Source organism: Planctomonas deserti, from assembly GCF_003067705.1.
GTDB classification, from domain to species: domain Bacteria; phylum Actinomycetota; class Actinomycetes; order Actinomycetales; family Microbacteriaceae; genus Planctomonas; species Planctomonas deserti.
On the sequence record NZ_QANL01000245.1, the window covers coordinates 1 to 506 of the forward strand.

Here is a 506-nt window from a genome sequence, read left to right on the forward strand (position 1 = left end):
ATACCGGCTGCGTGGTGGCCTACCACTCCAGCGTGGACATGGACGTGCGCCGTGTTGCGGGCATCAAGAGCATGCTGTTCGGCGGCGAGGGCGTGTTCCTGGCCACGCTGACCGGTCCGGGCAAGGTCTGGCTGCAGTCGCTGCCGTTCTCGCGCCTGGCCGGCCGCATGTGGATGGCCGCACCGCAGGGCGGTGGCCAGAACCGTGGCGAGGGTTCGGTGCTGGGTGGCCTGGGTCGGATGCTGGACGACGACAACCGGTTCTGACCCACTCATTTGGTAGGTGCCGACCTTGGTCGGCACCTACCATGGTCGTTTTCTGCTGAATAGGGAGGTTCTCGGCGGCCGCCTGGACCTGCCTTGGGTGGGTGCCAACCTTGGTTGGCACATTCCTTCAGCGCGCGACCAGGCATTTGTGCGGACCGAGGTCCGCACCCACCAGAAGCGATTCACGTTTTTTTGCTGAATAGGGAGCTGCCCCCACCCTGCCCGCCCCGCCACGGCTTC

Annotated in this window: 1 protein-coding gene; it reads left to right on the plus strand. The window is 65.6% G+C overall.

Going from position 1 to position 506, the window contains the following annotated elements:
- Positions 1–266 (plus strand): AIM24 family protein (locus tag DAI20_RS20505; protein ID WP_168927724.1); only part of this gene is annotated, 266 nt, incomplete at its 5' end.
- Between the last annotated feature and the right edge of the window lie 240 nt (positions 267–506).